This window comes from Streptomyces jumonjinensis, assembly GCF_009600885.1.
Classification (GTDB): Bacteria; Actinomycetota; Actinomycetes; order Streptomycetales; family Streptomycetaceae; genus Streptomyces; species Streptomyces jumonjinensis.
The window spans coordinates 39,447-63,878 of sequence record NZ_VCLA01000160.1 but is presented as its reverse complement, the minus strand read 5'-3'; the positions used below and the strand labels follow the sequence as shown (position 1 = coordinate 63,878).

General features: G+C 71.3%; 23 protein-coding genes and 1 pseudogene. 6 read left to right on the top strand and 18 right to left on the bottom strand.

The genetic code is table 11. The annotated features are described in order from the left end of the window. Positions 1 to 5: 5 nt before the first annotated feature. From FF041_RS22990 to FF041_RS22960, 7 genes are all read right to left on the bottom strand, one after another. The gene (locus FF041_RS22990) at positions 6 to 1,301 is read right to left on the bottom strand and encodes an MFS transporter (protein ID WP_323392443.1); all 1,296 of its coding nucleotides are present in this window, start codon (positions 1,299 to 1,301) and stop codon (positions 6 to 8) included. After that, on the bottom strand, positions 1,298 to 2,509 hold the full coding sequence (locus tag FF041_RS22985) for a PLP-dependent cysteine synthase family protein (protein WP_228388539.1): 1,212 nt from the start codon (positions 2,507 to 2,509) through the stop codon (positions 1,298 to 1,300). The genes FF041_RS22990 and FF041_RS22985 overlap by 4 nt, the downstream gene beginning before the upstream one ends. A gap of 73 nt (positions 2,510 to 2,582) precedes the next feature. After that, positions 2,583 to 2,993, bottom strand: coding sequence for a hypothetical protein (locus FF041_RS22980; RefSeq protein WP_153524558.1), 411 nt, complete (start codon positions 2,991 to 2,993; stop codon positions 2,583 to 2,585). 310 nt (positions 2,994 to 3,303) lie between these two features. Continuing rightward, positions 3,304 to 3,948 carry a hypothetical protein gene (locus FF041_RS22975; protein ID WP_153524557.1) on the bottom strand — a complete coding sequence of 215 codons (645 nt, stop codon included), beginning with the start codon at positions 3,946 to 3,948 and terminating at the stop codon, positions 3,304 to 3,306. Positions 3,949 to 4,057: 109 nt separating this feature from the next. Further along, positions 4,058 to 4,621 (bottom strand): GNAT family N-acetyltransferase, encoded by a 564-nt coding sequence (locus FF041_RS22970; RefSeq protein ID WP_153524556.1) that lies wholly within the window; start codon positions 4,619 to 4,621, stop codon positions 4,058 to 4,060. 120 nt (positions 4,622 to 4,741) lie between these two features. Next, complete coding sequence (locus tag FF041_RS22965) at positions 4,742 to 5,083, bottom strand: hypothetical protein (protein ID WP_153524555.1); 342 nt, start codon at positions 5,081 to 5,083, stop codon at positions 4,742 to 4,744. Between the two features lie 140 nt (positions 5,084 to 5,223). Beyond that, complete coding sequence (locus FF041_RS22960) at positions 5,224 to 5,865, bottom strand: helix-turn-helix domain-containing protein (protein ID WP_323392439.1); 642 nt, start codon at positions 5,863 to 5,865, stop codon at positions 5,224 to 5,226. Between the two features lie 251 nt (positions 5,866 to 6,116). Here FF041_RS22960 and FF041_RS22955 point away from each other — a divergent pair, with 251 nt between their 5' ends. Then, a complete protein-coding gene (locus FF041_RS22955) occupies positions 6,117 to 7,052 on the top strand; it encodes an NAD(P)/FAD-dependent oxidoreductase (protein ID WP_153524618.1) in 936 nt (311 codons plus the stop codon). On the opposite strand, the gene FF041_RS22950 is transcribed toward FF041_RS22955, so the two are convergent. Further along, positions 7,049 to 7,414 (bottom strand): PH domain-containing protein, encoded by a 366-nt coding sequence (locus FF041_RS22950; RefSeq protein ID WP_153486017.1) that lies wholly within the window; start codon positions 7,412 to 7,414, stop codon positions 7,049 to 7,051. The two genes, FF041_RS22955 and FF041_RS22950, sit on opposite strands and share 4 nt — an antisense overlap. A gap of 433 nt (positions 7,415 to 7,847) precedes the next feature. On the opposite strand from FF041_RS22950, the gene istB reads away from it, so the two are divergent. Then, positions 7,848 to 9,182 (top strand): IS21-like element helper ATPase IstB, encoded by a 1,335-nt coding sequence (istB, locus tag FF041_RS22945; protein ID WP_323392437.1) that lies wholly within the window; start codon positions 7,848 to 7,850, stop codon positions 9,180 to 9,182. A 90-nt stretch (positions 9,183 to 9,272) separates the two neighbouring features. On the opposite strand, the gene FF041_RS22935 is transcribed toward istB, so the two are convergent. Next, positions 9,273 to 11,945: an AfsR/SARP family transcriptional regulator gene (locus tag FF041_RS22935; protein WP_228388538.1), complete on the bottom strand. Its 2,673-nt coding sequence runs from the start codon at positions 11,943 to 11,945 to the stop codon at positions 9,273 to 9,275. A 269-nt stretch (positions 11,946 to 12,214) separates the two neighbouring features. On the opposite strand from FF041_RS22935, the gene FF041_RS22930 reads away from it, so the two are divergent. Further along, positions 12,215 to 13,612, top strand: coding sequence for an FG-GAP repeat domain-containing protein (locus tag FF041_RS22930; RefSeq protein ID WP_153524552.1), 1,398 nt, complete (start codon positions 12,215 to 12,217; stop codon positions 13,610 to 13,612). 78 nt (positions 13,613 to 13,690) lie between these two features. Next, positions 13,691 to 15,142 (top strand): FG-GAP-like repeat-containing protein, encoded by a 1,452-nt coding sequence (locus FF041_RS22925; protein WP_228388537.1) that lies wholly within the window; start codon positions 13,691 to 13,693, stop codon positions 15,140 to 15,142. 119 nt (positions 15,143 to 15,261) lie between these two features. On the opposite strand, the pseudogene FF041_RS22920 reads toward FF041_RS22925, so the two are convergent. From FF041_RS22920 to FF041_RS22910, 3 genes and pseudogenes are all read right to left on the bottom strand, one after another. Further along, positions 15,262 to 16,175: pseudogene (locus tag FF041_RS22920) on the bottom strand (maleylpyruvate isomerase family mycothiol-dependent enzyme). 303 nt (positions 16,176 to 16,478) lie between these two features. Further along, positions 16,479 to 16,793 carry a hypothetical protein gene (locus FF041_RS22915; protein WP_153524551.1) on the bottom strand — a complete coding sequence of 105 codons (315 nt, stop codon included), beginning with the start codon at positions 16,791 to 16,793 and terminating at the stop codon, positions 16,479 to 16,481. Positions 16,794 to 16,979: 186 nt separating this feature from the next. Continuing rightward, positions 16,980 to 17,120, bottom strand: coding sequence for a hypothetical protein (locus tag FF041_RS22910; RefSeq protein ID WP_153524550.1), 141 nt, complete (start codon positions 17,118 to 17,120; stop codon positions 16,980 to 16,982). 51 nt (positions 17,121 to 17,171) lie between these two features. Here FF041_RS22910 and FF041_RS22905 point away from each other — a divergent pair, with 51 nt between their 5' ends. After that, on the top strand, positions 17,172 to 17,576 hold the full coding sequence (locus FF041_RS22905) for a hypothetical protein (protein WP_153524549.1): 405 nt from the start codon (positions 17,172 to 17,174) through the stop codon (positions 17,574 to 17,576). Here FF041_RS22905 and FF041_RS22900 read toward each other — a convergent pair. The 6 genes from FF041_RS22900 to FF041_RS22875 all read right to left on the bottom strand — a co-directional run bounded on the left by FF041_RS22900 (position 17,573) and on the right by FF041_RS22875 (position 22,507). Beyond that, complete coding sequence (locus FF041_RS22900; protein ID WP_153524548.1) at positions 17,573 to 18,154, bottom strand: hypothetical protein; 582 nt, start codon at positions 18,152 to 18,154, stop codon at positions 17,573 to 17,575. The two genes, FF041_RS22905 and FF041_RS22900, sit on opposite strands and share 4 nt — an antisense overlap. A 120-nt stretch (positions 18,155 to 18,274) precedes the next feature. Next, a complete protein-coding gene (locus tag FF041_RS22895; RefSeq protein WP_153524547.1) occupies positions 18,275 to 18,562 on the bottom strand; it encodes a hypothetical protein in 288 nt (95 codons plus the stop codon). A 176-nt stretch (positions 18,563 to 18,738) separates the two neighbouring features. After that, on the bottom strand, positions 18,739 to 19,329 hold the full coding sequence (locus FF041_RS22890; RefSeq protein ID WP_194292131.1) for a hypothetical protein: 591 nt from the start codon (positions 19,327 to 19,329) through the stop codon (positions 18,739 to 18,741). Positions 19,330 to 19,478: 149 nt separating this feature from the next. Continuing rightward, complete coding sequence (locus FF041_RS22885; RefSeq protein ID WP_153524545.1) at positions 19,479 to 20,693, bottom strand: helix-turn-helix domain-containing protein; 1,215 nt, start codon at positions 20,691 to 20,693, stop codon at positions 19,479 to 19,481. Positions 20,694 to 20,820: 127 nt separating this feature from the next. Beyond that, entirely contained in the window at positions 20,821 to 22,035 is a 1,215-nt protein-coding gene (locus tag FF041_RS22880) for a helix-turn-helix domain-containing protein (RefSeq protein WP_323392434.1), read from the bottom strand. Between the two features lie 61 nt (positions 22,036 to 22,096). Further along, entirely contained in the window at positions 22,097 to 22,507 is a 411-nt protein-coding gene (locus tag FF041_RS22875) for an NUDIX hydrolase (RefSeq protein WP_323392433.1), read from the bottom strand. Between the two features lie 596 nt (positions 22,508 to 23,103). On the opposite strand from FF041_RS22875, the gene fxlM reads away from it, so the two are divergent. Further along, entirely contained in the window at positions 23,104 to 24,390 is a 1,287-nt protein-coding gene (gene fxlM, locus FF041_RS22865) for a methyltransferase, FxLD system (RefSeq protein WP_153524543.1), read from the top strand. Positions 24,391 to 24,432 lie beyond the last annotated feature (42 nt).

Genomic DNA, 24,432 nt, shown 5'->3' with positions numbered 1-24,432 from the left:
GGCCCTCAGGCCGTCTCCGGCTCCGGCGCGGGCGACCGTACGGGCGGGTCGAGCCGTCCCGTACGGCGCAGTCCGGCCACCGCCGCCGCGCACAGCAGACCGAGCGCGAGCAGCGCGAGCCAGGGCAGCGCGGGCGCCCCCGCCGACCGGGCCGCGTCCAGCGCGGCTCCGGTGAGCAGATTGCCCAGGGTGATGCCCACGCCGCAGATGGTGTTGTAGAGCCCGTAGTGGGTGGCCACCAGACGGTCGCCGGAGAGCCGGACGATGGTGTCCATCTCGAACGGGTACGCGATCATGGTGCCCAGGGCGAGCAGCAGCGCGGCGAGCGCGGGCGGCGCCGCGGCGAGCAGCCAGCGGCCCGTACCGCCCTCCGGCACCGGCAGGGCCGTCGCCGCCAGGAGCGGTGTGAAGGCCGCCCCCATCGTCAGCAGCCCCAGGGAGAGCGCCCGGCCGGGGTCCATCCGGGCCTTGCACCAGGCGGTGACCCTGGTCTGGAAGAGGATCGTGGCGAGCCCCGACACGGCGAAGAGCAGCGCGACCGCCGCCGTGCCGGAGCCGCCGTCCCCGACCACCCGCCGCACATCGAGCGGGAGCGCCAGATAGACCTGGAAGGTCAGCACATAGGAGCCGGTCATGGCCGCCGCGAACAGCAGGAACGGCCGGTTGCGGAACACTCCGCGCCACTGGGTGAGCACGCTCTCCCGCCGGTCCCCGGCCCCGGCCGCGCCCCGGCGGGCGGGCAGGGCGCGGATCTGGACGATGCTGAGCACCGCGAAGACGACGGCGGCGACCAGACAGGTGAGCCGGAAGTCGACCCCGGTCAGCGCCATTCCCACCAGCGGGCCGAGCAGAATGCCCGCCTGGTAGAAGACGTTGAACAGTGCGAACGCCTCCACCCGCCGCTCTCCGGCGTCCGCCGCCAGATAGGCCCGTACGGCGGGGTTGAAGAGCGCGCCGGCCAGTCCGGTGGCGGCGGACGCGGCCAGCAGCGCGGGCAGCGAGTCCACGAAGCCGAGGGCGGCGAAGCCGGCGGTGCGCAGCAGACATCCGGCGACGATCAGGGGTTTGTAGCCCAGCCGGTCGGCGAGGGTGCCGCCGATGAGGAACATGCCCTGCTGGCTGAAGTTCCGTACGCCGAGGACCAGTCCGACGACCCAGCCGGCCAGGCCGAGGCCGCCGGAGAGATGCGCGGCCAGATACGGCATCAGCATGTAGAAGCCGAGGTTGATGGTGAACTGGTGGACCATCAGGAGCTGGACGCTCCGCTCGTAGGTGCGGAGCTGGGAGATCGTGCCCTTCACCGGCCCCTGCCCTTGTGCGCCGTCCCGTCCTGCGCGGCGGTCGCTCCGTCCTGCGCGGTGGTCTCCCCGTCCTTCGCGGTGGCCGCTCCGGCTTGGAGGGTCAGCGGGTCGACGACGGTCGCGCACCGCGTCCAGCGGGTGACCTCCTTCTCGTCGGCCCGGCCGATGACCTCGGGCTCCGGGGCGGGCGGCGCGTCCAGCAGACCGTGGGCGGCGCAGTAGTCGTCGTCGTACACCGTGCCGAGATAGCGCTGCGGCCCGTCCGGGAAGATCGCCGCGATCCGGGTGTCCGCGGGCAGGGTCCGGGCGAGCCAGCCCGCGACCAGGGCGACCGCTCCCACGCTCCAGCCGCCCGTGGCGTAGTGCGAGGCCGCGAGCCGCCGGCAGGTCCACACCGCTTCGGCGGGGGCCACCCAGTGGGCCTCGTCGAAAGAGTCGTAGGCGACATTGCGGGGATAGATGCTGGAGCCGAGGCCACGCATCAGCCGGGGGCGGGCGCTCTGGCCGAAAATGGTGGAGCCGATGGTGTCGACGCCGACCAGCTTCAGCTGGGGGTAGAGCTGGCGCAGCACCCGGGAGACCCCCGCCGAGTGGCCGCCGGTGCCGACGCTGCACACGAGCACGTCGATATGGCCGAGTTCGGCGGCGAGTTCCAGGGCGAGCGGGGTGTACGCGGTGGTGTTGTCGGGGTTGTTGTACTGATCGGGGCACCAGGAGCCCGGGTACCGCTCCAGCAGCTGGGTCACCCGGTCGCGGCGGGCCTGCTGCCAGCCGCCCGTCGGGTGGGGTTCGGACACGACGTTGACCTCGGCTCCGTACGCGGTGAGCAGCCGGGTCATGGACATCTCCAGACCGGGGTCGGTGACCAGGGTGACGGGGTGGCCGTAGACCATCGCGGCGAGCGCGAGCCCCAGCCCGAGGGTGCCGCTGGTGGACTCGATGATCCGGCCGCCGGGCCGCAAGTCGCCCCGGGCGCGGGCGCGTTCGACCATATGGAGTCCGGGGCGGTCCTTGATGCCGCCGGGGTTGAAGCCCTCCAGCTTGGCCCAGAAGCCCCGGTCGCCCGGGGCGAAGGGCTCGGTGACCCTGAGCAGCGGGGTGTCGCCGACCAGGCCGGACAGGGCGGTACGGGTGGTCCGGGCGGCGGGCGCGGCGGGCGCGGACCCCGGGCCGGTGGGGGGTGTGGTGTCGGTCAGAGAAGAGGACATCGTCTCGGCTCTCGTGTGAGGGGTGGCTGGGGAGGCGGACGGCGGCCGGGGCGGGGCCCGGCGCGCGCACGGCCTAGATCAGCCAGCGGCAGACGGCGGTGAGGGTGACGCGCCCGGTTCTCGGCGGTCCGGCCCCCGGCGGCCGGATGAGACGCGCCGCCGGTGTCCGCGCCCGGTCCGCGGCGGACCCGGTGCGGGCCCGCGCGGGAGGCCCGCCGGGCGGGAGCACCCGGGGCGCCGCGCTGCCCGGGGCCGCCTTCGGAGCGCGGGAGTCCGGGGCGCAGCCGGAGCCGGAGCCGGGCGGTGGTGCGGTGTGGCCGACGGTCTCGGCCGTGGTCCGTGGCGGGGCCTCGGTGTGGACTTGGCCCGTGGTCCGTGGCGGGGTCTCGGTGCGGACATGGCTCGTCGGCCGTGGATGGGCGGCACAGCCGAGCGCGGTGACGGTCAGGGCGGCGAGAACGCAGGCGGTGAGAAGGGTGCGCATTCGCCCATGGGCAATGGCCGAAAACATAGGAGAGGGAAACGGCACGGTTCCTCCGGGCATCGCCTTCTCTCCCGGTATTCCGGGGGAGAAGGGGCGGAGTCAGGCAGGGGTGTGCGCCGTCGAGAATTCCGTTGAAAGTGTCCGGAAACCTTAGGGGTGCGGTTGTCCGGATTTCCGGGGGTGATACCGATACGGCCCTGCGGGCACACATGACACGGACTTATGTGCCGTCGGCATGCGTGAAATCGGCGAGGCGGGATCGGCGGGTGGCTCAACGGGTGTCGATCGGCGTGGGATCGGACCCCGGGGCCTAGATCCGGAGAATGCCCGTCGCTCTCGGACAGGCGGGCGCGGAGGTGGCGTCGCGGGCGTCGGAACGCTCCGGGCGCTGGTCCGCCCGGCCGCGCGCGTCGCTCTGGCCGAGCCCGTCCGAACCGGGAACCTGCTGGGTGACGGTGAGTTGGGGCTGTTGCGGCATGCACTGCTCGACCGGATGGGCCGAGCCGCCCCGGTGATGGCCCTCGTGGGCCCCCGGGGCGGACCGGAGCGCCGGATCGGCGGCGGTCGCGGGGCCGAAGCCGTCGACGCCGCCGGCGCTGAAGTCACCGGCACTGAAGTCACCGGCACTGAAGCCGCCGGCGCTGAAGTCGCCGGGATTTCCGATACGGCCGGAACCGGTCGGAGAATGGCCGGAATCAATGCTCGAAAATGCGGCGCTGGACAGATGGTGGGCGGAGTTCTCGCCGCCGATGCCATGGGCGTACATCAGGCCGAGCGCCAGCAGGGTCAGCCACATGATGTGCAGCGGACGCCGAAATCCCCGGGTCCGCAGAACACCCAGGGGTGACCGCGCCGTAATCATGTCGTGATGATAGCCGGATGGGCAGGCGAAAGGACAACTTCCCACGCCGGGAGGCAGGTTGAACGGAAACTTATATAGGGCGCATCCGTGCATAGGGCAGAAGGTGAAGCGCCGTGGCCGGGCCCGGGGGCGTTTCGCGGGCCCGGGGGCCTTTCACGGGCCCGCAGCCCTTTCACGGGCCCGGCCACGGCGTGCCGGTGGTTCAGCCCGTGCCGTGGGCGGCCCGCCACTCCGAGGCGAGCATGGCGTAGTGCAGCTCCCCGCCCCACTCGCCTTTGAAGATCTCGGACTCCACGAAATGGGCCTCCTTGCGCATCCCCAGCCGCTCCATGACCCGGGCGGAACCGGTGTTGCGGGGGTCGCAGCGGCCGATGATCCGGTGCAGCCCCAGGCGCTCGAAGCCGACGCGGAGCATTTCCACCGCGGCCTCCGTGGCATACCCCCTGCCCCCGAAGCCGGGGTGGAGGACATAGCCGAACTCGCCCTGCCGGTGCTCCTCGCTCAGCCAGACGAGCAGCACATAGCCGATGACCTTGCCCTCCAGCTCGACGGCCGCGACCAGGTCGTCCTTCTCCTTGCGCAGGGACGTACGGGTCATCCGGACGGCGAGCTCCCGGGCGTTGTCCGCGCGGTCGCGGGGCTCGTTGAAGAGATAGCGGGCCACATCGTCGCGCGACTCGAACTCCAGCATGTCCTCCTCGTCGCGCTCGGCGAACGGGCGGAGTATCAGCCGCTCGGTCGTGATGGGGTCGGTGAAGTCGAACATGCGCAGTCCTCGCGGGATCCCGGGGTCATGACGGGCCGGAGCCGAACAGGGCCGGCCCGGCCCGGTACACCCGGCGAACGCGCGAGGACGGTACGCGGTTCCCGCCGCCCGTACGGCCGGTCAGTGGACCGTGGTGTAGCTCCGCCAGGCGCCCGCGCCCGGCGCGACGACATCGGAGGTCGTCGTCGCCACGTAGACCGTGTTCCCGCCGGAGCAGTCGTCCGCCGGATACAGCACGAGATCGACGAGAGTGTTGTTGTGCAGGTTGACCGCGCCCGGCGGGGCCAGCCGGTGGCAGCCCCTGACCAGGGGGTTCGACACCACGACAGGGTGGCGCTGGGAGGTGTTGTAGATGATGGTGCCCACCGCCGTGCGGCCGAGGCCGGAGCAGCCCGTGGCGGCGACGGCCAGCAGCGCGGCGCCGGCGACGGAGGCGGGAATCCGGTAACGGGTCACGGACATGGGCCGTCCTTCGGGGTCGGGCGGGGCCGGGCGGGGCTGGGCGGGGCCGGCGTGGGAAGTCCCGCTGAAGGTCACCCTGCCGTCAAGCAGCCGCCCCGGCATCCCGTGCGCGCCCGGCCGGGCGACGGCGCCCGCCCGGATCAGCTGCCGTCCCCGCCCCCGGCCTCGTCCTCAGTCGCGGCCCCGGCCTCGCTCCGCGACCCGCCCCCGGGCCTGGCCCGGACATGCATCCGCTCGCCTTGGCGGCCGAAGAGGCTGAGCAGCTCGACCGGCCCGTCGCCGGTGCTGCCGAACCAGTGCGGCACCCGGGTGTCGAACTCGGCAGCCTCCCCTGCGCCCAGCACCAGATCGCGGTCGGACAGCACCAGCCGCAGCCGCCCGGCGAGCACATAGAACCACTCGTACCCCTCATGGGTGCAGAGCTCGGGAGTGCTCCGGGTGACCGGAATGACCATCTTGTACGCCTGGAGCGGGCCGGGCTGCCGGGTCAGCGGCAGCACGACGCTGCCGTTGACCCTCCGGGGCGTCAGCCGGACGCGCGGATCGCCGACCTCGGGAGCGTCGATCAGCTCGTCCAGCGGGACCTGATAGGTCTGGGAGATCGGCAGCAGCAGCTCCAGGCTGGGGCGGCGGCTGCCGGACTCCAGCCGGGAGAGGGTGCTCTTGGAGATGCCGGTGGCGTCGGAGAGGGCGGCGAGGGTCATCGCGCGCCGGGCGCGCAGCTCCCTGAGCCGGGGGCCGACCCCGGCCAGGGACCGGGCGATGTCTGGTGAGTGCTCCACCGGGCCATTGCACCTCGCCTGTCCCGGAAACGGCAACATTGTTTGCCGCTTTCGGGATGCCGGTCGCACGCTGAGCGCGGAGGTGATCGCCCATGAGCGCGACAGAGCACAGTGCGACAGAGCAGAGCACGGCGGACGGCGGCACGGTGGACGCAGGCACGGCGAGCGGCGAGGCGGTGAGCGGCGAGGCGGCGACCAGCGCCCCCCGAAGGGACGCCCCCCGAAGGGACGCCCCCCGAGAGGGAGAAGGCATGGCCGCCCCGTACGACGTCGTCATCGTCGGCGGGGGCCCGGCCGGCCTCAGCGCCGCCCTGGTGCTCGGCCGGGCCCGCCGCCGGGTCGCCGTCGTCGACGCCGGGGCCCCGAGGAACGCCCCCGCCGCGCGGCTGCGTGGCTTTCTCTCCCGGGACGGGATGTCCCCCGGGGCGCTGCTGGAGACCGGCCGGGCCGAGGCGGCCGGATACGGGGTGGAGACGATCCGGGCCCGGGTGGAGCACATCGCCCCCGGCTTTCTGGTGGGACTGGCGGACGGGTCGGTCCTCAGGGCCCGCCGGGTGCTGATGGCGACCGGGCTCCATGACGAGCTGCCGGACATCCCCGGCGTACGCGAACGGTGGGGCAAGGATGTGCTGCACTGCCCGTACTGCCACGGCTACGAGGTACGCGACCGCCCCCTCGGGGTGCTCGGCTCCCACCCGGGCGCGGTCGGTCAGGCCCTGCTGCTGCGGCGCTGGTCGGACGATGTCGTGTTCTTCCCGCACACCCTGGAGCCGACCGGCGGGGAGCGCGAGCGGCTGGCCGCCCGGGGGGTGCGGATCGCCGGAGGCAGGGTCGCACGGCTGGTGGCGGACGGCGACCGGCTCCGCGGGGTCGAGCTCGCCGGGGGCCGGGTGGAGCCCCGCAGCGCGGTCTTCGTCGTGCCGCGCATGACGCCCCAGGACGGTCCGCTGACCGCGCTCGGCTGTGCCCGGGACGCCGACGGCTGGGTGGTCGTCGACGCGTCGGGCCGGACCTCCGTGCCCGGGGTGTGGGCGGTGGGCAATGTCGCCGACCGCCGGGCCCAGGTGATCACGGCGGCCGGAATGGGCTCGGCGGCGGCGATCGCCGTCGACCACGATCTGCTGGACGAGGAGATCGGGCGCGCGGTGGCGGCCCACCGCGAGCCCGAGCGCCTCCAGCGCCTCTAGCGCGCGACGAACTGCGTCAGGATGGCCTGCACTTCATAGATGTCGACGCCCTTGGTGAACGTCTTCTGCATCGGCACGGAGTTGCCGGAGATCCAGATCTTGAGCTCGGCGTCGAGATCGAAGGTGCCCGCGGTCTCCACGGCGAAGTGCGTGATGCTCCGGTACGGGATCGAGTGGTACTCCACCTTCTTGCCGGTGATCCCCTGCTTGTCCACGAAGATCAGACGGCGGTCGGTGAAGAGGATGGTGTCCCGCACCAGCAGATACGCGGCGTGCACCTGCTCGCCATGGCCCAGCAGTCGAACGTAGTCCTGCTGCGCCGCCGCCGGGTCGATCGGATGCGCGTTGCCGAAGAGTCCCATGCCAAGCCCCCACTAGTGAAGTCACAAGATTTTTCACACTGTATACCTGGCTGAATCGGTGCGATCAGAGTTCCGGGGAGCCCGTTGCCCGGTCGAGTACGGAAGGCCATTCGCCGTTCGGGGTCCCGCCAGGAGCGCTCCGGACCGGCGGCGAGGAAGCGCAGTTCCAGGGCCGCGTACTCGGCGGTCTCCGCATCCGGGAAGTCCCGCCGGATTCGCTCGCGCAGTCGTCCACCGATCACATCATCGTTCATCAGCTCATCGAACACTCCGATCCCCGCCATCGGGCCGGAAGGGAAACCACTGTTTTCGGCCGGAGTCCGGACCGTCCGTCCGTGACGCCTCTCCATGCCGTTCGTTGTAGGCGTGTACGCGGGCTGCGCCCGTCCGCCGTTACGCCACCCCCATTGGAGCTGCGTTGCTCAGTCACGCCGTGCCCGCGTCACCCAAACCGGATGTCAGAAGCCTCGCGGCCCCCTCGCTGGGATACGCGCTCTTCGCCACCCGCTGGCTCCAGGCTCCCCTGTACTTCGGCCTGGTGGCGGCCCAGGGCGTCTATGTCTACAAGTTCTTCAACGAGTTGTGGCATCTGGTCCAGCACATCGTCAGCGGCCATGTGAACGAGACCCACGTCATGCTCGCGGTGCTCAAGCTCGTCGACGTGGTGATGATCGCCAACCTGCTGATCATGGTGATCGTCGGGGGGTACGAGACCTTCGTCTCGCGGATCGGTCTCCAGGGCCACCGGGATCAGCCCGAGTGGCTGTCGCACGTCAACTCCAATGTGCTGAAGGTGAAGCTGGCCACGGCGATCGTGGGCATCTCCTCGGTGCATCTGCTCCAGATGTTCGTGGACGTCGACCACACCTCACAGCACTCCCTGCTCTGGGGGACCGTGATCCATATGGCGTTCATCCTGTCGGCCGCGATCCTCGCCTATATGTCGGGCCCGATGGAGAGGGGACACCACGGCCACAGCTCCCCCCTGCCGGCCCCGCGCCCCGGACGGCCCGGCGCACCACTGATCCTGTCCGAACTGTCCGCCGGGCCCCTGGAGTCGACGACCGGCACCGTCACTCTGCGGGAGATCGTCCCCGCGCAGTCCGTACGCACCCCCGGAAGCGGCCGTGGCGGCCGGGGCGGCCAGGACCCCTCCGGGTCCGAGGCCCGGATCCGCGCCGCCGGATTCCCCACCCGCAAGGGGCTGGACGAGTTCGACCGGGGGCGGCAGCCCGCTCTCGACGGGGAGACCGTCGCCCGCCTCGGGAAGACGGACTTCGTCGCCACCCGGGAGAACGCGCTCTTCCTCGGCCCGCCCGGCACCGGCAAGACCCATCTGGCCATCGCGCTGGGCGTACGGGCCTGCCAGGCCGGACACGACGTGCAGTTCGCCACCGGGGCCGAGTGGGCGGCCCGGCTCGCCGAGGCGCAGTCCGCCGGGCGGCTCGCCGAGGAGCTGGCCGAGCTCGACCGCTATGAGCTGCTGATCATCGACGAGATCGGTTATGTCCCCTTCGAGTCCGAGGAGACCAGCCTCCTCTTCCGGCTGGTCTCCCACCGCTATGAGCGGGCCTCGGTCATCGTCACGAGCGATAAGCCCTTCGCCCGCTGGACCGAGGTGTTCGGCGACACCCCGGTCACCTTCGCCATGATCGACCGGCTCGCCCACCACGCCGACATCGTCACGCTGACGGGCGAGAGCTACCGGCTGCGCGGCCACGGCGCCGCGCGCTCGGCCACCACCGCCACCGCCCCCGAACCACGCTGACCCGCCCCGGTCGTCCCGGTCGCCCCGCCCGAAGGGGCGGCGGCGTCCGGCCCGGCGTCGCCCCGCCCCCCTGAGCGGCCCCGTCCGGCGTCAGCCCTCCCGCCCCGGGGCCGGGGCCGGGCGGTCCAGCCGCTGCCCCAGCCGCTGGAGCCCGACCGCCGTGGCCAGCGACCCCCCGGTCGCGTCGACCGACCGCATCACCGGGGTCAGCACGGCCAGATCGGGCAGTTCCGAGCCCAGCGCCACATGCAGCCTGGCCACGAACCGCGCCACCGACGCCGGGCTGTCCGGGTCCGCCGGATCGCCCGCGTACGCCTCCGCCCGGCGGACCGCCCGTACCGCCTCATCGGCCCGGCCGGTGGCCCACAGCACCAGCGCGAGCAGCACGCCCGACAGATGGTGCCGCAGCGCGTCCCCGCACTCCTCGGCGTAGTCGAGCGCCGCCCGCAGATCGGCCTCCGCGTCCCCGAACCGCCGCACCGTGAAGGAGAGCCAGGCCCGGGTGTGCAGAGCGCGCGCCACACACTCCGCGTCCCCGTGCGAGCGTCCCCGCGCGACGCACAGCGAGGTGAGCCGGCTCACCTCGCTGTAGTGCGCCCGCCCCTGGAAGAATCCGCCCACCGCGATCACCGCCAGCAGATCCAGCGCCTTGCGCGGCGAGCCGGCGGCGTTCAGCGACTGCTCGGCCACCGAGGTCAGCAGGGTGTGCTCGGCGCCGAACCACTCCCGGGCCTCCGCCACCCCCGAGAAGGACAGCCCGGGGTGGTCGCCCACCATGAGCCAGCCCGCGGGCAGCTCCCCGGTGATGACGGCGTCGGCCGCCCGCGCCACGCTCGCCAGCAGCAGATCCTGTACGCGGGTCAGCGCCGCGTGCCGCTCCGCCGCGCTGTCGGCCTCCTCGGCCCGGCCGCGCGCGTACAGCCGCAGCAGATCGTGGAAGCGGTACCGCCCCGGCCCGTGCGACTCGATCATTCCGGCGTCCACCAGCGTCTCGGCGAGGTGTTCCGCCGCGTACTCGTCCAGGCCGAGCAGCGCCGCCGCGACCGGCAGCGGCAGATCCGGCGCGTCCAGCAGGGACAGTACGCGGAAGGCGCGGGCGGGCTCCGGGGCCAGCGCCTCGTAGCCCAGCCGGAAGGCCGGTTCCACGGCGAGTCCGTCGGTGCGCAGCTCGTCGAGGAGCGCGCTCCGGCGGCGCAGCCGCCCGGCGAGCCAGGCCAGCTCCCGCCGGGGGTGGGCGGCCAGCCGGGAGCCGATGATCCGCACCGCGAGCGGGAGTCTGCCGCAGCTGGCGACCAGGGAGCGGGCCGCCTCCGGCTCCGCGTCGACGCGCGCCGCGCCGATGATGGCGGTGAGCAGGGTGAGCGCCTCCGGCTCGGGCGGCACATCCAGTTCGACCCGGTGCGCGCCGGGGATCGTCAGCTGCCGGGCCCGTGTGGTGATGAGGACGGCCGCGCCCGCGGTGCCGGGCAGCAGCGGCCTCAACTGCTCGGTGTCGAGGGCGTTGTCGAGCACCAGCAGCATCCGGCGGTCGGCGAGTACGGTCCGGTAGAGCGCGGCGCGCTGATCGAGGTCGAGCGGGATGTCGTCCGGGGGGACGCCGAGCGCGGTGAGGAAGTCCGCGAGGACGCTCGCCGGGTCGGCGGGGGTGCTGCCCGCGCCCAGATCGGCGTGGAGGAGCCCGTCCGGGAAGCGCGGGGCGAGCGCGTGGGCGACATGGAAGGCGACGGTCGTCTTGCCGACGCCGCCCGTGCCGGTCAGGACCGCTGCCCGGGGGCCGGGGCTGTCCGTGTTCCCGGCGGTCCCGGTGAGGAAGGCGTGGATCCCGGCGACGGCCGCCGCCCGCCCGGTGAAGTCCACGGGCCCGGGGGGAAGATGCCGGGGGCCGCCGGTGCGCCCGGGAGCGGGCCGGGGCGCCGGGCGTACGGCGCCGGCCTCGGCGCGGGGGCCGGGAGCGCCGGCAAAATCGGAAGCCGGACCGGAAGCCGGGCCGAGGCCGAGGGCCGGATCGGCGGTCAGGATGCGCTGGTACAGGGCGGTCAGCCGCTGGGTGGGCGGGACGCCGAGCTCCCGGTCCAGCAGCCGCCGGGCCCGCGCGTACCGGCTCAGCGCGTCGGCCTGCCGACCGGACCGGTAGAGGGCCAGCATCAGCAGCTCGTGCAGCCGCTCCCGCAGCGGGAACTCGGCGGTCAGCGCGCAGAGCTCCGGCAGGGAGCGGGTGTGCAGTCCGAGGGCGAGCGCGTGCTCGTGCAGCGTCTCCTGCGCGGTGATCTTCGCTTCCGCCAGCCGGTCACGCTGGCGCTGTGCGTACGGTCCGGGCACCCCCGCCAGTGCGGTGCCCTGCCAGCGCCCGACCGCGCGGGTGAGCCGCTCGTAGGCGGTCCGGGGATCGTCCTGGTCATGGGTGTTCGCCGTCTCCTGGTCGAAGAGCAGGGAGTCGACGGCGGCGTCCGGCAGCCGGAGGGCGTAGCCGCCGTGCTCGGATACGAGCGCGCTGCCCGGCGCCCCCGGGCGGCGGCCCGGTTCGAGGGCGGTGCGCAGCCGGGACACATAGGTGCGTACGGCGCCATAGGCCCGCGGGGGCGCCTCATCGGCCCAGACGCCCTCGGCGATCGTCAGCGCCGGGACGGGTCGGCCCTGGTGCAGCAGGAGCATGGCGAGCACCGCGCGCTGCTGGGGTGTGCCGAGCTCGCGCGGCTCGTCGCCGGACCAGGCGATCACGGGTCCGAGCAGCTGAAAGGAGATTCCGGCCGGTCGCGCGTGCATCGATTTCTTCCCCCTGTGGTTCTCGTCCCGGCGGTGTGCTGAGCCGGGCCCGGTCGATCGTAAAGGGGTGGGCGCGGCGGGCCCCGGGATTTGTCCGCGTGTCATGAACGCGTTCTGTAGAGGTGGTTTCGCGGGTGGCGGGGAGATTCTGAAGAAACCTTCCTTCGCGGTACAACCCCGGGGCGTCCCCGGCGGTCTCATGATCGTCAAACGCAGAGTCGTATCCGTCCCCGGGACGCCCCCGTGGACTCCAGCCCGGAAGAGCCGAGATGCCCGCACACCCCAAGGCCGTCAAGCGCACCCGTACCTCCGTCGCGCTCGCCGCCCTCACGGCCGCCGCCCTGACCGGGGGGCTGCTCGCGGTGGCCGCCGCGCCCGCGGCGGCCCGCGCCGACACGGCGTACGACCTGAACAAGGACGGCTACCGCGATCTCGTCACCGCCGCCCCGGACGCGACCGTGGCCGGTGCGAAGAAGGCCGGCGCCGTCGTGGTGCAGTACGGCTCCGCGTCCGGGCCCGGCAAGCGCGTCATCCTGACGCAGAACTCCCCGGGCGTCCCGGGCACCGCCGAGGCGGGCGACCGCTTCGGCGCGGCCGTCGCGGTGGCGGACTACGACGGGGACGGCCATCAGGACCTCTTCGCCGGGTCGCCGGGCGAGTCGGTCGGTTCCGACACGGGCGCCGGTTCGCTCGTCGTGCTCTGGGGTGCGAAGAGCGGCCCCGGCAAGGGCGTGTCCATCCCCGAGCCGGACCGCTACCGCGACGCCCACGGCCGCTCCTTCGCGGTGGCCGACTTCACCGGCGACGGGGCCGCCGACCTCGCCCTCGGCGGCGACGACTGCTGGGTCCACACCGTTCGCGGGGACGGGGACCGCAGCATTCCGCAGCCCATGGGGGGCATCTCGGCCGACTGCTACGACGGGTACGGCATCGACGCGCTGACGGCGGTGGAGGACGGCGGCAGAAGCCATCTGATCGTCACCGGCCGGGGCTCCGGCACCCTGCTGTTCCGCGGCACCTCTGCCAACGGCGGGCTGGACCACGGGCACCCGCTGCCCAGCGGATCCTCCGTCGCGGTGGCCGACTTCAACCGCGACGGCCGGATGGACGCGGCCATCGGCGACCCTGACGCGCCCGGCGGCGGCACGGTCAGCATCGTCCACGGCGTGGTCGGCGGCGTCTCGCCGGCGACCGTCATCGACCAGTCGTCGGCGGGCGTCCCCGGGACGGCCGAGGCCGGGGACCGCTTCGGCGCGGCCGTCTGGGCCGGTGACATCACCAAGGACGGACACCGCGAACTGGTCATCGGCACGCCCGGCGAGGACCTGGGCGCCGCGTCCGACGCGGGCCAGATCACCGTCGTACGCGGCACCGCCGCCGGTCTCGACACCACGGGCGCGACCGCGTACACCCAGTCCACCCAGGGCGTGCCCGGCGGCTCCGAGCGGGGCGACCGCTTCGGATCGGCAGTGCTGCTCGCGGATGTGACGAAGGACGGATACGGGGATCTGGCGATCGGCGCCGAGGGCGAGAACTCCTCGGCGGGCGCGCTGACCTGGCTGCGCGGGACCTCGAAGGGGCTGACGACCTCGGGGGCGCTCACCGTCTCCGCTCCGGCGGCGGGGCTCTCCGGGGCGGCGCGCTTCGGCGCGCTCTTCACCCGCTGACCCGGGGCCGGGCCGCCCCAGCCTGCCCCGCGCCCCTCCCGCACATCTTTCTCCCCACCATTCAGTGAAGGACCGGAGTTGAACCCCACCACCACCCCCAGGCGTCCCGTGGGCACGGTGGCGCTCGCCGCCGCCGTCGTCATGGCCGCCGCCGGCCTGGCGCCGCTGACCCTCGCGGCCTCCCCGGCGTACGCCGCCGCCCCCGAGAAGGCCGTCCAGGACGACTTCAACGGCGACGGCTACCGCGACCTCGTGGTCGGCGCGTCCTACGCCGATGTGAAGGGCAAGTACGGAGCAGGCGCGGTCGTCGTCCTGTACGGCTCCAAGACGGGCGTGAAGGCCGACAAGCGCAAGGTCCTCACCCAGGACTCGCCGGGCGTGCCGGGCACCGCCGAGGAGTACGACGCGTTCGGCGCGGCGATGACCTCCGCCGATCTGGACCGCGACGGCTATACGGATCTGCTGGTCGCCAGCGACCGGGAAAGCGTCGGCACCCGTGAGGGCCGGGGCAGCGTCGTCGTGATCTGGGGCGGCAGGAGCGGTCTGACCGCCTCCGGCGCCACCCTGCCCGCCCCGAACTTCGGCGAGTGGGCGGGCTTCGGCCAGAACCTCACGGCCGCGGACCATGACGGCGACGGCGACGTGGACGTCTCGGTCGCCGCCCGCGACGGGGCCACCCACTACAAGGGCCCCTTCACCCGCAAGGGAGCCCCCGCCGACTACGAGGTCGACCCCCAGATGGGCACCGTGCGCAACGTCATCTCCGGTGATCTCAGCGGCGACGGCGTCCCGGAGCGCATCATCCTCAACGGCAGCACGGACGGCGACGCCAACGGCATCGTCTTCGTGGACCGCTGGTCCTATGGCAAGCAGATCCGCACCGAACTCCCCAAGGCCGACGGCCTGGTGGGCGCGGTCGCCGATTTCGACAAGGACGGCTACGGCGACCTGGTGCTCGGCGCCCCGCTGGAGCCGGAGCACGGCTCGCCCGGCAGCCTCGGCGGCCGGATCAGCGTCTGGCGCGGCGGACCGTTCGGCCCCTCGCTCGACCAGAAGCCGCTGGTCCTCCACCAGGACTCGCCGGGGGTGCCCGGCACGGCCGAGGAGTGGGACACCTTCGGGTACGAGCTCAGCGTGGGCGACACCGACGGCGACGGTTACCCGGACGTCGCCGTGTCCGCCCAGGGCGAGGATGTCTCGGGCGCGGCGGACGCGGGCACGGTCACCGTGCTGCGCGGCGGCTCGAACGGCCTCACCACGGACGGCGCCCGCTCCTTCAGCCAGAACACCGCCGGCGCCCCCGGCGCCGCGGAGAAGGACGACAACTTCGGCACGCCGCGCCTGCTCGATGTGAACGGCAACGGCCGCGCCGAGCTCGCCGTCGGCGCGATGAGGGAGAACGAGTACGGCGGTCTGACCGTGCTGGGCGACTCGGCCGCCGGCGTCACCGCCAAGTCCGCCGTCTCGATGACGGCCCGCACGGTGGGCCTGACCGGGGTGGCCTGGTTCGGCAGGGCCTTCGCGCACTGATCCACCGCCTGGGGGGAGGCGGTCGCCGTGTCCCACGGTGACCGTCCCCCGGCGGGTGCTCTGTGGTCAGAGTCTGGCGGCGATCCGTGTCGAGGCCCGGCGGGTACGGCGAGCTCGGGTCAGGGCGCGGTGAAGAGCGTCGGGAAGCGGGCGCCGAGCCAGGGCTTGCGGCCCCAGGCGAGCACCCGCCCCCGCGCGAGCGCGCCCCACGTCGGAATCCGGCCGAGGGCCATGAGCAGAAAGGTCACCGGTTCGATGAGGAGGGTGCAGTCCGGCCGGTCCGGCGGGCGGCGGGCCGTGACCGCCACGCCGTCGCTGAAGACGACGCCGAAGGAGTCGCCGCCCCAGAGCCGGACGGCGTAGCCGGCCGTCAGCGTGCCGGCCGCCGCACGGTCGGCGACCAGCGGCATCACGGTGAGCAGGAAGGGCACGCAGAGCCCGGCCCGGGTCCGGTCGACCATATGGGGGCGGCCCAGGGCGCGGGCGAGATCGTAGCCGTGGCCGAGCATATGGGTGAGCAGATAGGAGCCCAGTACAGCCCGGCTCATCGGACCGAGGGGAGTACGCACCGCGTCGTCCGCGAGCACCGCGTCCTCCGCCGGGTGATCCCCGCCCCTGAGCCCGTCCGCCGCCGTCCCGGACTCCGCCGCTGCCCCGGACTCCGCCCCTGCCCTGGACTCCGCCACCGCCGCGAGGAATCTGTCCGCCTGCGCCACGATCATCGCGGCCAGCGGCCCCGCCGCCCGCTCGGGGAACGCGGCGAGCGCCCGTTCATTGGCCCCGGCCAGGCTCTGCGGTGTGCCGTCCCCGTGACCGCGCTCCCGCCCCACGGCGAGATCGGCCATCAGCTCGTTGGCGTACGCCAGATGGGCCGCCGACTCGCCTACCGCCCACCGCGACCCCGGCACCGGAACGCTCGTGTCGTCGACCCCGTCCAGCACCCGGCGATCTCCCGGGCGGTCGCCCGGATCGCGTCGCCGAGCCCCTCGGGCAGAACATCCCGTACGACATCTCGCGGACCCACTGCTTCCATACCCGTTCCCCCATCGTGCGCGCTCCGGCAGCCGATCGCTGGGCCGCCAGAGGGGCCCGGGACCGCCTGCGTACACAATCAGCCAAGAGCGAGCCCCCGACAAGACATCGCGCCGTACCCGTGACTGCTGGGGCAGATCCGTCCCGATGCCTCCATGGAACCTCCCCACCGGAGGAAGCGCTGGAAGCGGCCTTGTCCGCCGCCGTGACCCGCCCGTCCGGTCCCAAGTCCCGTACTCCGCATGGGCGATGAAATGAGCCACTGCCGAACACCTGTGGAACAGCGGCCCCATCACCGGCTGGTTCAGGCGGGCACCTTTGTGCGGATCTGGTGTACTCCAGGGGCGACATAGGGATAGTCGTACCCGCGTTCGGCGAAGGCGACAGCGAAATACCGCTCCCGCTTCACGGGAGGGAGCTTCAGCGCCTCCTCGGCCTGGAAGATCGCCCGAGCCTCTTCGGCGGACGGTCCGGCCCAGGGACGGGACCAGGCGCTGACGCGGACGGGTGCCGGGCGTGCCGCGAGGTACTGGGCAGTATGCCGTCCGGGCTGGGCGCGGCGGGTCCACGGAATCGTGTTCAGCACCCATACGAGGGCACGGAGGATAGAGTCGAGCATGCGTCGTTCAGCTCCAACGTAGCTGTTTCGGCGGTGCCGGTTCAGCTCCTCGAAAGCTGTCTCGGCGAGCCCCGATGGACCGTTGGCGCGGTCTGTCGGGGCGTTGTCGTGTTCGACGGTAGAGATCCAGTGCACCTCTGCGCACGCCATGAGAGGGAAGTTCACCCCATGGGGTGGCGGGTGCCGTCAGGTTGCCGAGTCCGGCCCCATGCGCCCGAAGTGGCAGCAGATCGCGGACGAGAGCACTCGCCGCATGGAGAGCGAGCGGTATCCGGAGCGCTCCCAGCTTTCGAAGGTGCGACTGGCGGCGGCATCTGCGGTCGTCATCCGAGCCGTACTCGGATGGGTGCTCCGGGAGATGGGCGCTAGGCTCCCGCCATGGCTGACGCTTTCGTCACCGGTGATGTGCACCATCGTGCTTGTGGCATCTGCCCCTCGCGTCGCTTTCCGCTCGGCGAGTTCGACGTGTTCGAGCGTCCGACCAGGGAATGCCCGTTCAATCCCGCCGATGGCCACCGGTACACAGCGGACGGAACACCGGTATGTGTCCACCCCGCGAAGGTTGGACTTCCGGCCGCGCGGTACAAGAGCGAGGGTTCACCGCTGAAGGTCGCCGTGTGCCTGCCCGCCGACGCATCCGACGTGGTCCCGTACCTGCATGACTTGCTGTACGGCGTAGCGCCTGTGCTGCTCAACGATCTGATTGGGCAAGCACAGGTCGAGATCCGGCAAGCGTTCCCGGACCTGGACCCCATCACGACGCTACGCCGCGCACTCAGCTAGCCGGCCGTGGCGAATCCGGGGGCGAATCGCCTGCCCCCGTCGAAGATCCCCATGGGCTCGTACTTCGCGCTGACGACCGCCCGCCGCTTCTCGGTCTCTTCCTTGCCGAACCAGTACCGCTCATTCAGCGGTCCCCACGCGGCGCGGTAGACCTGATGCGTGTAGTCGCCGTGGTCCAACTGGCCGATCGCTTCACGGTCGGTGGCGTGGACGAACCGGATGCCGGTCCGGTCCTGAATGCGCGACAGGACCGTGAACTGGGCGGCCAGGGCGTGGATCATCTCGTCCACAGGAACGGCCACGGGGACCTCGGCGGCGTATTCGTTGTCCGTCATGTCGTAGACGGCCGCCTTGATCGCCATGGCCCGGATGGCTTCCGGGAACAGGGGTTCGACATCCTTGGCGATGTCGTAGCCGTCCACCAGGGCGTACCCCTGGAAGCTGGCCCAGTCGTCGTTGTACTTCGCGCATGCTGTCCGCAGACGGTCGTACTCCGGGTCGGCCTCAATGGTCGCCAGGATCTCGCGTGCTCGCTCCGCCGCCTTCTCGGGGGCGGGACGGACAAGAACTGCGTTCATTCTCCACTCTCCTCTTCGTTGGGTTCCTTCCGGACCCGTCCGGCTGTCGACCGTCACGCGGACAGCCGGACGGGGTTTGGCCCGTCCCTGCGGGAATCCTTCGAGCTCGGGGAAGCCTGATCAGGCGTCCGGCAGGGGCGGAGTCTGTGGGTGTCCTTGCGTTCGGCGGAAGGTCGATTCGGTGTCGGCGGCGCGGCGTCGCCACCATGCGGTCATCGCCTGGGCGTGTGTGCGGAGCGGTACGCGCCATTCGATGAGCCGACTCCTGAGCCATGTGTCCCGCACGCCGCACGCCCAGGCGACGGACGCCAATGACTCGCCCTCGGTGTAGCGCTTGATCACCGTGTCCTTGTCGGCGAGGACGCGTTCCCGGGCGGCTTTCAGGTCGGCTCTGGTGCGGCGGGGCACGGGCTGTCTCCTCGTGTTCTGTGTGGGACCCGTCCGGCTGTCGACCCTCACGCGGACAGCCGGACGGGGGGTGGTGCCCGCCCCCGGTCGCCGAAGTGGCCAGGCGACAGGGGCGGGGGGTCAGTGGGACGGCGGCAGACCCTCGGGAGTACGGAGCGCCTCACCCCTGGACGGGTTCACCGGGATCGCTCTCCGCGGATGAGGGGCGCGGCGGGCAGGGGGTTCGCCGGGCGTACGGGCACGGGCACGGGCCAGACGATGAGCGTGTACCGGCCGGTGTGGTCCTCGAAGGTGGAGATAACCGGCTGTCCGTCGCGTAGCCGGCGGTAGGCGGTTTGGCGGATCGCGTCGTCACCGGCCCAGTTCCGGAGCGCGGTGGGTGCGTCGCCGTGTTCGGCGGTGAGCGCGGGCGGCACCGGGCACAGGGCGCGCCGCCATGGAACACCGGGTGGGGGGTCGAGCCGATCGGCGATGCGCACGGCTTGCGTGCGCGTCCACCGCAGGGCCCGCCCGAGGTAGGGCGTGGAGAACGTGCCGAGTATGGTCCCGGCGATCTCACCCGTTCCGTACACAGGCCCTTCGCCCGAGACGGCCGCGAAGTAGGTGTGCTCCTGCCGGGGGTCGCCGGTCACGGCCGGTCCCTTGTCGAACTGGACCCGCCGCCACCCCTCGGCTGGCTCGGCGCGCTGATCAGCGGCGAACTCAGGATCACGCTCCAGCCGCCGTAACTCGGCCAGGAGATCTCGGTGTTCGCGATCCTCCGGCATCAGGGACCACAACAAACGACGGATGCCGGAACGTCCCGTCGCGCCTGCGCTCGCCATGGCCGTCCTACCCTCTGCTGACGTTGTAACCCGTAAACCGTCTCGTCAGCGGCACTGCATGCACAGGGATGGAGCGTCCTAGTTTTTGCGCGCTATTGAGCTCCGACTCCCAGAAACTCAGCAAGCTTGCGTAGCCCGGGAGGGTGATTCGCACCCGCCCAGAGATCGTTCACAACCGATACGGCGAGCGTATGGTGACGCATCCATCCAGGCGCGATCCGACGCAGTGACTCAAGAGCTTTTACGGCCCCTTCAGCGTTTGCTGTGTCCGTGTGGGCGCGGGCCACGTCCAGGAGTAGCCAGGTGCGCCAGGACGGCGGAGTGTCCTTGCTGAGCCGCATTCCTTTTGCAAGGCCCAACGCCTCTTCCGGTCGCCCATGTTGGACGGCCAGCCGGACTCGTTCGATTCGAACTGAGGAGCGATTGAAGACCGAAAGCATCTTGCTGTCATGAGGGGGCGGCAGCTTCCGGAGGAGCCCGGTCGCCTTCTCGGCGGTGACCATCATGTCGTTGGCAGTGTCGTAATCACCGCTGCGAGCCGCACTCGTTGCTGCGGACATGAGCAGCCCGCCCCATACGCGCACACCAGCAGCCGTTACGCCGTGGTCCCTTTCGACTCCATCGGCGGCATGAACCGCCAATCGGCTAGCGTCGTACAAACGGTTCTGGCGCTGGTAGTTCCATGCGACAGAATTACTGATCATCGGGGCCAGCAACGGATCGGACGACTGTTCAGCGGCGCGCATGGCGTGTTCCAGGGCCGATAGAGCCAGATCTGTCTTACCCAGCCGGATGGCCAGGTGGCCGCCGAGTTGCAGCGCCTTGCCCAACACTGCCTGACCACCCGATCGTTGAGCATCGTTGCCGATTGCGGCGAGCAATCGAGCATCCGCGATGATGCCCGGCAACACCTCCATGAGGCTTGCGAAGTCGGCGTCGTGATAGAGGGTCCACCCCTTGGCGATCTCCCCGCGCACGAGAGAGAGGGACAGCCGCTCGACACCCTGCGGCTCGGGAGGCGGGGCAAACAGTGGTGGCATGATGGCGCGCCGCACAGCGACCAGCTGCGGCGGATCGGCCTCGCCATTCGACGGGACGCCGGGCGGATCACCGAGCAAGGCGGTCAGCTCAACGCCCAAGCCTCGTGCGAGATGGTGCAGCGTAGGCAGTCGGGCACTGTGCTTGCGCTTCTGCTCCAGCTTGCGGATCACATCTACGGACACCCCGGACCGCTCCGCCAAACCGTCCTGCGTCAGGTCGGCGAGTCGACGCAGACGCCCCAGCCGGTCACCCAGATGCTCAGCCATGTACCAAGCGTAAGCCGCTGTAGACAGTCGGGTCCCGCCCGTCTGCACCCCCCTGGAAGACGGGCGGGGCGACGGGGCGTAAGCGCGGCCGAGGTGACTGGTGGCCGACTCCTGCGTTCCGTAGGTGCTACGCGATCAAGGGGACCCCGATCAGCTCGCTGAGGCTCCGGACCCGTGCCGTCGACACCTTTGCCAGGCGCTTTCCGATGACGCTGGGGAGAGCCTGGTGCTTGACCCACTCAGGGGCGTCGAGAGCCACCTCGATCAGTGTGCGTTCCGCCGCGTCGTGCAAGCCGGCCGCGCACTGCGCGAGGGACACATCGAGCCGGTAGCGGTTCCTCGCCACCTTCGACATGCTCTTGGGGAGCTTCCGCATGTCAGGGTGGTCGGCGAGTTTGAGTGCCCGCCCGTAGTTCTTCAGCGCGACATGGATGCCGACGGCCTCCGTCTTCGCCGCGGTCGGGCCGAAGCTGGTGCCGTACAACTTCTCGTCACTGCCGAGCCTTGCCGCAGCCGCGTGGGCCTGAGAGATGTAGTCGTCGGCCGCGCTCTCGTTCTCCCGGCGCGACGCGGCGACCGCCGCAGAGATCATCAAGCGCCCGTAGGCGAGCAGCTGGGGGCGGGTCGCCGTGCTGAAACTCGGTTCGATCGCAAGCGCCGCACGCTCGGCGACCGCGACGGCGCGCGGGAGTTCGGCACCACGGAGGTAGACCCACGACAGAGTCGAGTCAAGGAGGGCCGCCATCACCGGGTCACCCGCTTGTGTGGCGAGTTGCTTCGCGGAGGTGAGCGAACTGAGAGCGAGGTCCCGTTGCCCGAAGCCGTTCGCACAGGATGCGGCCACGCGGTACGTACTCGCCAGGATCAACCCGAGGCGCTCCCGCTCGGCACCCGTGGCGCTGACGTACCTGACTTGCCCTTCCATGAGAATCTTCGCCGCGAGGGCGCTCACGCCCGCCGTGTCACTCGCCCAGTACGCATCCCACGCGAGGTCGCGCGCGCGGCCCAGCTCCTCGGCCGTGCCCGGGTCGTCGATGCCCTCCCACTCGCCGAGGGCGCTCTCGTGCACGGCGTCGGACAGCTGCCGAAGTGCGGCGCGGTCGCCTTGCCTCATGCCCCGGCGCGGCGCTTGCTGTCCGAGGACGACGGCGACATCTGTGTTCAGCGCCGAAGCGAGCTTGAGCAGTGAACCGATGGACAGCTCGCCACGGTCCTGTTCGGCCTTCTGGACTGTGGCATACGACAGGCCCGACGCCTCTGCCAGTCCTTGCTGTGTCAGATCGGAGCCCCGTAGGTGCTTGATCCGCTCGCCGTTGGTCAGATCGGCCCAAAGGTTGCTCACGTTCACCTCAGCGGTTGACTCCGGTGCGTGCCCTCCTTCCCGATGGTAGGCCCCTGGAGGGTCAGCCCAGTGTGGCGTCCAGGTGCTGCTGCACCGGCTCGAACAGTCCGTACGGGACGTACTGGGGGATGTCGGCATGGGCGACCCAGGCGATTTCGTCCAGCTCTTCAGCATCGGCGACGTGCGCCGTGCCGCTGACCACCTCACAGGCCGTGTAGGACATCAGTCGGCCGGTCACCGGATGGATGCGCTCGCCGAGCAGTTCGAGGGCGTTCACCTTCAACCCGGTCTCCTCGTGGGTCTCCCGTACAGCGGCGTTCTCGCGCGATTCACCGGGCTCGACCTTTCCGGCGGGGAACTGCCAGGAGAGTTGGCCCTCACTGACCCGACGCCGCACCATCAGCACCCGGTTGTCGTGCACGACGATGGCTGCGGCGACCGCAGGCCGGTCGTCAGCGTTCTGCTGTGTCACGTCTGCTCATCCAGGATGGCCAGGACGGGCGGGGAGATCGTATCGACGGGGATGAAGCGGGTGACTGATTTTCTGGGCACCCATATCACGTCGATGTTGACGGCTTCATCTGCGAGGTACTTGCGACGGGAAGTACTCGCAGGGAGCACGTCGGTCGTCGGCCCGTACGACTGTTGAGTCACATCTCTACGGCGGCTCAACAGCCTGGCCGCGTGGTGCGACATCGCCGGTGACCGAGGGGCGTTCGGCTTCCCCGCTACCGAGGCAGAGAGGCATCTTCGGGCGAACGTACTGGCAATCGTCGTATGGCACGCGGCATGGCATTGAGAACCGGCCCGTCGGGCGAGGGCTGCTGTGTGCTGATCGCTTCGTACCCCCATGGCCTCGTACAGGTCCCGCACCGTGCCGTTCCCGGCCAGTGGGTTGACCAGGGGGGCCGACGCCGAGTCGCAAGGCAAAAGGGTCTGGGCAGAGCTGAAGGCCGAATCACTCTCACCGCCCGGCGGAGAGGCAGCGGGATGACTACACTGCGGCGCTTCCTCTGCCTCCCGAACCTCCCGCTCTCAGAATAGCGCCCGGAAGGAATCCATCCATTCATGCCCGAAAAGACCGAAGAGGCCCGTGCCGCGCAACTGCGTGAGCAGGTCGTCGATGAGCTCATCGCGGACGGCGCGATCGTCTCGGACGCGGTCGCGCACGTCATCCGCACCGTCCCCAGACACCTGTTCGCACCCGAGGCGTCTCTGGAGGAGGCATACAGCGCCTACAACGCGGTGATCACCAAACGGGACGGCGACGGATCGGCTGTGAGTTCGGTATCCGCCCCCCAGATCCAGGCGTTCATGCTGGAACAGGCCGAGATCCGGCCCGGGATGCGGGTCCTGGAGATCGGTTCGGGCGGTCTGAACGCCGCCTACCTCGCGGAGCTGGTCGGCGAGGCCGGCGAGGTCACGACGGTGGACATCGACCCAGAGGTCACCGACCGCGCCGGCCGCCTCCTGAAGGGGAACGGCTACCCGCAGGTCAGGGTGGTCCCGGCTGACGCCCACGGCGGCGTTCCGGCTCACGCCCCGTACGACCGGATCATCGTCACGGTCGGTGCCTGGGACATTCCGCCCGCCTGGATCACCCAGCTCACCCAGCAGGGCCGGATCGTCGTTCCCCTCCGGATGCGCGGGCTGATGCGCTCGGTCGCGCTCCAGCGGATCAGCGATCATCTGGTCAGCACCTCGGCGCGGATCTGCGGTTTCGTTCCCATGCAGGGCACGGGGGCCCGCGAGTCCCAGGTGCTGCTGCTCACCGGCACCGATGAGATCACCCTGCGGTTCGACGACGGGCTACCCGGCGACCCGAGTCTGCTGGACAACGCGGTGCGCACGCCTCGGGTCGAGACCTGGACCGGGGTGACTGTCAGACGCGGAGTTCCCGTGGACTCGCTCCAGCTGTACCTGGCCACTGTGCTGCCGGGCTTCTGCACCATGGCCGTGGACCCGAATCTCGACACCGGCCTCGTCGCCCCGTACAACAAGCGGTTCTCACTGGCCGCCGTGTCCGAGGACGGCCGGAACTTCGCGTACATCACCCCACGCCTCACCGCCGACGACACACTCTTCGAGTACGGGGCCCACGCCCTCGGTCCCGAAGCAACCGGGTTCGCCGACGAGGTCGCCGAACACCTTCGCGCCTGGGACCGCGACCACCGCCGCGGACCGGGCCCGCGCATCACCGTCTACCCGGCGGGCACCCCCGATGACCAGATCCCCGAGCTGGCCGACGGCCGGGTCATCGACAAGAAGCACAGCCGGGTCGCACTCTCCTGGCCCCCGGCCCCGGCCGCGGATCAGGACGTTCCGCACCACCCCATCAAAGAAGAGGGAGAGTGATCGATATGCCGGATCCCGGCTTCTCGCACGGTGCCACGACCT